This window comes from Stenomitos frigidus ULC18 (assembly GCF_003003795.1).
GTDB classification, from domain to species: domain Bacteria; phylum Cyanobacteriota; class Cyanobacteriia; order Leptolyngbyales; family Leptolyngbyaceae; genus Stenomitos; species Stenomitos frigidus_A.
The window spans coordinates 1-5,067 of sequence record NZ_PVWK01000141.1 but is presented as its reverse complement, the minus strand read 5'-3'; the positions used below and the strand labels follow the sequence as shown (position 1 = coordinate 5,067).

Genomic DNA, 5,067 nt, shown 5'->3' with positions numbered 1-5,067 from the left:
GTGCCGTTACTTTGTCATGAGTATTTGGAGCACAAAAGATTTGCTTCATTCCCCTTGACTTTCAAGACAATCGCTACGAGGCGAGCGATCGCACTAAAATCACGAGTAATGTGAGAAAGCCTAGAAAGAGCAGCTCACGATTATCAACTTTAGGACTCGCTAGGGCAACCACATCTGCAATCGGTTTCCAAAGCAGAATTGTGGCGCTCGCCCCGCCGAAAAGTTTAAAATCTTCAAAGCAGCCTTTTAAGGACTCTTCAAGTTTCTCACTGAGTCGAGCGTATTCTTTATAGAGGTACTCTATTCTTTGATTAGGATCCATGTTCGTTCTGGTTCACGCGATCGCACTCAATGAAGGGATTCATAAAGGTAAAAATCGTGCGTTGCTGAATGACAATGCACGCTACAAGAGCGAATGCGATCGCACTACAAGATGAACGACCGCACTTGGGGAGTTACAAAGATTCTTGAGTCAGCTCAAGCTGGGCGAAGGAGATGATAGCATCGTCTTGATAATGCATCGATATTCGACCGCCAAAAAGGCCGTCTATGCTAAATAAGATCCCAAGAATGGCAGTCGAAGTGTAGCTAGGCACCCTATCAAGTAACTCAACCGTGATGGTAGCAGGCTCATCAAGGGGTAGAGACTGGAACTCGTCTGTAGCACCCGCATATCCCAGCGAATCTATCCAAAAGCCGTCGGTCGTGACCCCTCGTATCCCTCCCGGCTGTTCATCTTTTGGTGTCAGAGTCAACGTGAGAAGTGCAGATGTCAACGGTTGCGAAGGTGAAAAAAGCGCAAAATCTGGGTGTTCATTAAAATAGAATGTCCAACTTGTCTCTTCATCTGAACCATCACCCGTTTTTCTGTCTGGTGCCAGACGATTGCGGAGAATTAGAAAATCTCCGTTTACTACATTCTCACCCAATACCGGCGTGGGAGTGAAGCTTCCAGATGCGGTAGCCGCGATCGTTACGCTCATTGCTAATTCTCCTTCGCCGAGTTAATCGGCAAAATGTGTTATCGTTCTAATCCTATTTTTCGGTTCAATCTACAGGGCTTTGATCGCCTCAATTAAAAGCCACAGCTTTGGTTAATGGGTGTACTAATGTTCTAGCTTTAACAAGCTAACCCCGACAGTACCCACGGGGGTTATTTTTCTGGTGCGATCGCTCCTTTCTCGCAGGGTGCGTTGCCGTCAAGCAAACGATCGCACTTCTCCCGTTGATCCCTCTGCATAGAACAGCATCCAGCATTAGCGTTCTCCAAGAGAGATTGATTTGGTTCAATGAAATGGTGTGTTTGCTTGTGGCAACGCACCTTGGACGATCGGCGCTTGTGTAGGGTGCCATACTGTGCTGAAGTGACACCAAGGTGACTACGTAGCAAAGTAGGATGCTTCTTCTGCTACGACCCATTTACCAGAAACTTTATGGAATTGAACTTGAATGCCACCCAACCCGAGTGTTTCCCCGTTTCGCATGTCACTGGCTAGCCGCACTTCCATGTTCAATGCAACGCATTCATTCTCCCATTTTGGAGGGTGAAAGCTTACGAAAGCAATACTTACACCAGAACCCGCTTCTCGAAGTATGTCATCGTATGAGAGAACTTTGACGGGTTTCGGCATATCTTCCACAGGAAAGGGCAAAGCCAATTGATCATCCAAAACAGCTATGTATGGTTGGCGTTCCAAAAAAGCTAGATCTGGAAATCTGGTTGGCTGTTGAGCGCCCGGTAAAGGGCTACCTGAAAAAATAGACCGCAGTAATAACTCTTGAAGTTTTCTGAACACCTCATTTCGGTTGAAAGAGGAAGATTCACTATAGATCATACAAGTTCGTGTCCATTCGATAGCTCCACATCCCACCCTTGAAATTCCAAAGGATGGAATGTGGATTTTAGGTTTCATCGATCTTAGCTGAACCACTTGTGATATAAAGCGCTATCTGTTCCACGCACAAACGTATCGATCCGATTGGCTCCCCAAGATACTGCTGCTGGATCTGAAGTGAGAACGCCGCCGAGGGATTCCCAACCGCTCCATCCACCGTCGAACCACTTGTGATACAGCGCGTTGTCTGCCCCGCGCACAAACGTATCCAGACGTCCAGACGACCATGATGAAACTCCTGGTCCTGAAGTGAGAACGCCGCCGAGGGATTCCCAACCACTCCATCCGCCGTTGAACCACTTGTGATACAGCGCGTTGTCTGTCCCGCGCACAAACACATCGATCCGATTGGGTCCCCAGGACACCGCATCAGGTGCTGAGGTAAGAACACCGCCGAGGGATTCCCAACCGCTCCATCCACCGCTAAACCACTTATGATAGAGCGCGTTATCAGTCCCACGCACAAACACATCCAGACGTCCAGATGCCCATGAACAGACCGCAGGGTCAGACGTCAAAACACCACCGAGGGATTCCCAACCTGACCAGCGAGAACGTGCTCCATAAATTGCTTGAATTCCAGCGATATCGTCAGCTTCAAGGGTCCGATGTGGTCCACTGTAGTAGGGATACATCAAAGCACCTGTTACCGTCGAGTGCGCAAGCCCCAGGGCATGTCCAAACTCATGGGCTGCGACACTAACTAAGTCGATGCCAGAGGGTGGAAGGTTGATTGTCCACGTCTCAGCCTCATCAAAGTGGGTATCTCCTGCGAGCGATCCTCCTCCTGGTGGTGGATAATATGCATGCGCCAAAACCCCGCTCGGACCATCAAAATTGTTCCCATCTCCATGATCACCGCTTACAAATCGAATAACAATGTCTGGACTGCTACTCATTGGTACTTCTGTAAAACTTAGCGGTGTCACTGCTGCCCACAAGCTGAAAGCCTGCTCAATTGCAGTACGAACTTGCGCTGGTGTTAAATCAGGCGTGAATTCACTGAAGCCATACGTCAAGGCTGTCTTATTCCATTTGCTACCTTGGAGAATAAACTCTGCCACATCAGGAAAACCACATCGCGGTTTGTGGATGAGCGCAAGAGTTGCTTTATCTAACGCACCTGTCACTGGTAGTCCGTTGAACTCTTGAAAACGCTGAAGAGCGGTAGCCGTGCTTTCATCAAATATGCCCTCACTAGGACCTGCTGCTGCTGCTTTTTCCTTGGGAATTCCAAATGTTTCCAGGACTGAAGATTCCAAATACCCAAACGTGGAAAGATACTTTTGCAGTCGTGCAACCTCATCCCCCTCAGAACCTTGTTTTAACCCGATACTGATCGGGCGATAGTCTTTCAGTTCTGAGCCAAACTCTCCAGATTTCATGCCAATGACCATTTTATCTTCGGGCATCTCACCTGGGTCTGCTGCCTCGGTCATCTTACCTTCGGGCATCTCACCTGGATCTGCCGCCTCGGTCATCTTACCTTCGGGCATCTCACCTGGGTCTGCCGCCTCGGTCATCTTGCCTTCGGGCATCTCACCTGGATCTACCGCCTCGGTCATCTTGCCTTCGGGCATTTCATTAGCTTTATTCATAGCCATGAGCTAACTCCTTCAAGATTATAAGTTTTATGTTGATTTCTACTTCAGGCAAGGTCATCAACCAGCCACAAAATGAACCCTAACTTAGCAGACATTGCTTGAAGTATCCGTAGCCTTGAACTCTTGAGTCATTGCAACGATTGTGGGCGTCGCCGCTACAAGCTGTTGGAGTGTTATCTGGAGCCGTGTAAATTTTTTGGCAATTCTATCGTGCGGAATTTAATCAGGCTTTGCTAGTACCCATATGGGTACTTCTTACGTCATAAGATGTTGAACTCAAACATGTGAGATTGAGGTACTGTCCCCACTAAGGACTAAGCGGTCTAACAATGATTAGGCTGAAACTTTCCGTATAGCACCCCAAAACGGGTGAATAGGCAGACAGTGCGAGCTCTTTCCTCTCTTGTAGCGATTCAAATCAGCAGCCGTATTCTTCGTACACTGGGGTCTCTAGGTCAATCAGCAGCCGTTTTTTAACTTGTATGGAGCCTGCTGCAAGAATATGCTGCGATCGCTTACAAAGCAATTCGTCATTTGACCCATGTGATCGTGAAGCGATCGTTACAACCAGGTTGAGTAGAAACTCTACGTCTAAAAGAGCATCTATTCCAATTGAAATGGTGCATTTGCTGTTGCAGGAATGCACCTTACAAAATTGGCGATCGTACTTAATCAATCTTTAGGCGACTGCCCTCGGTAGGAGTTGTGCCAAGAGGCTGACACTCCTGCCCTGCGTTATTACAAATTGAAACTTGTGATAAACCTTGATAGCTATCCTCTCCAGTCAGTGTAATCACTTCAGTTACTCTAAAGACAAACACGCCTGGTTGCTGAATAATGGGGTTGAACGCTATAAACTGCTCAAAGATAGCCTTAAACTCACCTTTACCAGTTTTCTTCCAAACTCCCTGACCAGGACGGCTTCCTTGAAGCGGATCGGAGCTTGATTCAATTAACGTTCCCTCTCGATTAAATGTAGTGTAAGTAAAAAATGGTGGGATCACTCCTGCTTGAGGATTGGGAGCGGGAGATGCCAATACACGCCAGGTTCCTGTAAGCCCCTGTCCTGAGTTACGCTCCTGTGATTGAGCGATCGCCTTATGCTGATCCAAACAAGCAGGCAACACAGTCAGTGCCGCAATGGTTCCTAGTACGGTAAGAGTCTTTGTACTAATCATCAAATTATTTTCCAGTAGGTAGATTATGAAATGTGTCGGTAATGTGCCAGTCTTAACCCTTTTGAGCCAACCTCTAATCACTGCTTGGATAGCCTAACGGTTAGTGTTAACGACTTGCAAGGGACTTGCATGAAGCAAAAAGACCATCGGCTGATTCGGTACATACAGTGATCAGAGGGCGATCGCTAAAGTTATCTAAACAGCCACGTCGCAACTATAATTCCTCGCTACCAAGAGGGCAATTCGTCATTTGACCCATGCGATCGTGAAGGTTTTGTTACGTTCGCCAAAAAATCTCTAAAAGTCTGGGTTATAGAAGTTACGCATTGACAGAGAGCAGGAAATGTGATGACTCTAGATTAGTCTCCTAGCCCTTGGAAATCCGTCGTG

The 5,067-nt window shown here is 47.4% G+C and carries 5 protein-coding genes; all 5 read right to left on the bottom strand.

Going from position 1 to position 5,067, the window contains the following annotated elements:
• Window positions 1–73: 73 nt before the first annotated feature.
• Window positions 74–322 (bottom strand): hypothetical protein, encoded by a 249-nt coding sequence (locus C7B82_RS26105; protein ID WP_106259690.1) that lies wholly within the window; start codon window positions 320–322, stop codon window positions 74–76.
• Window positions 323–455: 133 nt separating this feature from the next.
• Complete coding sequence (locus C7B82_RS26100; protein WP_106259689.1) at window positions 456–983, bottom strand: hypothetical protein; 528 nt, start codon at window positions 981–983, stop codon at window positions 456–458.
• 396 nt (window positions 984–1,379) lie between these two features.
• Complete coding sequence (locus tag C7B82_RS26095) at window positions 1,380–1,913, bottom strand: hypothetical protein (RefSeq protein ID WP_146141273.1); 534 nt, start codon at window positions 1,911–1,913, stop codon at window positions 1,380–1,382.
• 5 nt (window positions 1,914–1,918) lie between these two features.
• Complete coding sequence (locus tag C7B82_RS33365) at window positions 1,919–3,499, bottom strand: matrixin family metalloprotease (RefSeq protein WP_219904702.1); 1,581 nt, start codon at window positions 3,497–3,499, stop codon at window positions 1,919–1,921.
• Between the two features lie 668 nt (window positions 3,500–4,167).
• Window positions 4,168–4,677: a hypothetical protein gene (locus tag C7B82_RS26085; protein WP_106259687.1), complete on the bottom strand. Its 510-nt coding sequence runs from the start codon at window positions 4,675–4,677 to the stop codon at window positions 4,168–4,170.
• Window positions 4,678–5,067 lie beyond the last annotated feature (390 nt).

What these genes read in the sequence shown, in the direction of transcription:
- C7B82_RS26105 (WP_106259690.1), bottom strand. Translation starts at nt 322, where the DNA reads ATGGATCCTAATCAAAGAATAGAGTACCTCTATAAAGAATACGCTCGA.
- C7B82_RS26100 (WP_106259689.1), bottom strand. Translation starts at nt 983, where the DNA reads ATGAGCGTAACGATCGCGGCTACCGCATCTGGAAGCTTCACTCCCACG.
- C7B82_RS26095 (WP_146141273.1), bottom strand. Translation starts at nt 1,913, where the DNA reads ATGAAACCTAAAATCCACATTCCATCCTTTGGAATTTCAAGGGTGGGA.
- C7B82_RS33365 (WP_219904702.1), bottom strand. Translation starts at nt 3,499, where the DNA reads ATGGCTATGAATAAAGCTAATGAAATGCCCGAAGGCAAGATGACCGAG.
- C7B82_RS26085 (WP_106259687.1), bottom strand. Translation starts at nt 4,677, where the DNA reads ATGATTAGTACAAAGACTCTTACCGTACTAGGAACCATTGCGGCACTG.